Source organism: Amycolatopsis eburnea, from assembly GCF_003937945.1.
Taxonomy (GTDB): domain Bacteria; phylum Actinomycetota; class Actinomycetes; order Mycobacteriales; family Pseudonocardiaceae; genus Amycolatopsis; species Amycolatopsis eburnea.
In genome coordinates this window covers 1-1,414 of the sequence record NZ_RSEC01000012.1, presented here as the reverse complement: position 1 = coordinate 1,414, position 1,414 = coordinate 1, and the positions used below count along the sequence as shown (strand labels likewise).

General features: G+C 68.9%; 1 protein-coding gene. It reads right to left on the bottom strand.

Features of this window, described 5'->3' with window-relative positions; all coding sequences use genetic code 11:
• Positions 1-27: 27 nt before the first annotated feature.
• Entirely contained in the window at positions 28-1,302 is a 1,275-nt protein-coding gene (locus EIY87_RS03270; RefSeq protein ID WP_125306149.1) for an ISL3 family transposase, read from the bottom strand.
• Positions 1,303-1,414: the final 112 nt, after the last annotated feature.

The following is a 1,414-nucleotide window of genomic DNA, read 5'->3' as shown; positions in this document are numbered from 1 at the left end:
GGGCTCTTCGTATTGATCTGTGGGTGGTCACCGGCCTGGGAGGTCGGGTCGGTGACCGCCGAGGGCGAGCATGGCCAGCGCCATCAGGGAACGGGGTGTGCGGAATCCGTAGGCGATGCGGGTGAGGAGCCGGATTTTGGTGTTGGTGGCTTCCAGCAGCGCGTTGGACAGGCCAAGACGGAGGCTGGCGTGGATCGGGTCGAGCTGGCGGCGGACCTTGCGGCCCAGCCGGACGAATTCCTCGATCCGGCAGCGTTGCGCCCAGGACAGCCAACGGTTCAGGCCTTCGATGCCTTCGGTGCCGCCGACTGCGAAGACTGACCGGAGGCCTTCTTTGAGCAGGTAGGCCCGGTGCAGTTCGGGTGCCGCGGTGGCGATCCAGTCCAGCTTGGCTTGTTGCCGGCCGGTGAGATCTTCAGGGTTTTTCCAGAGCGTGTAACGGGATCGTTGCAGTGTGCGGGCGTCCCCGGCCGATTCCTGCGACCGTCCCTCGCGTGGGCGCCCACGCCCGCCGGGGGCGTTGCGGGCCTGGTTCCAGATCCGTCGCCGCACCAGATCCAGCTCGTGGGTGGCCCACTGCACGACATGGAACGGGTCCGCGCACCGCACCGCCTGCGGCGCCCGGTCGGCGACCACGGCGGCGATGTAGCGCGCGGCGTCGGCGGTGACCTCGGTGATCCGTGCGGAGCGCTCGCCGCCGAGCTGGTCGAAGAAAGCATGCAAGGTCGCTTTGGTGCGGCCTTCACCGAGCCAGACCAGCCGGCGGGTGTCGTGGTCGACTACCGCGGTCAAAAACAGCTGGCCGCGCCGGTAGGAGATCTCGTCGATCCCGATTCTGCGCAGCCCGTCGAGCCGGTCGGTCCGGGCGTCGATGTCGGCGGACACCCGGGTGATGATCGCCCCGACTGTGGGCCAGGCGATCCTCATCAACGCTCGCACTGCCGACTTGGAGGTGTGGCAGGCCAGCCACGCCACCGTGTCGTCGAAGGCGCGGGTATGCCCCGCGCCGTGGCGGGCCCAGGGCACCGCCGCGACGATCACCCCGTGCCGCGGGCATCGCACTCGCGGTGCGTCGGCTTCGATGAACGCCTGCACGGTGCCCAGATCCAGCGCCCGCCACCGCCGCCGTCCGCTGCCCCGGTCGAACCGCGGGCAGCGTGCACCACAGCATCCGCACCGGCGTCGGGCCCGCGCGACCGGCCGGGCATGCACCACCACGACCTGTCCGGGATCGAACTCGACATCTTCGACCACGGCTCGTTCCAGGTCGAACACCCGCTGCCATAGACTGGCTTTGCGCACGCCGTTCTCCGATCACTTCGTTCCTGACTCTCGACAAGCCAGAAACTAAGCCGGACAACGGCGTGCGCCCCCACGCCACGCTCAACCACCCACACATCGGTACAAAGAGCCC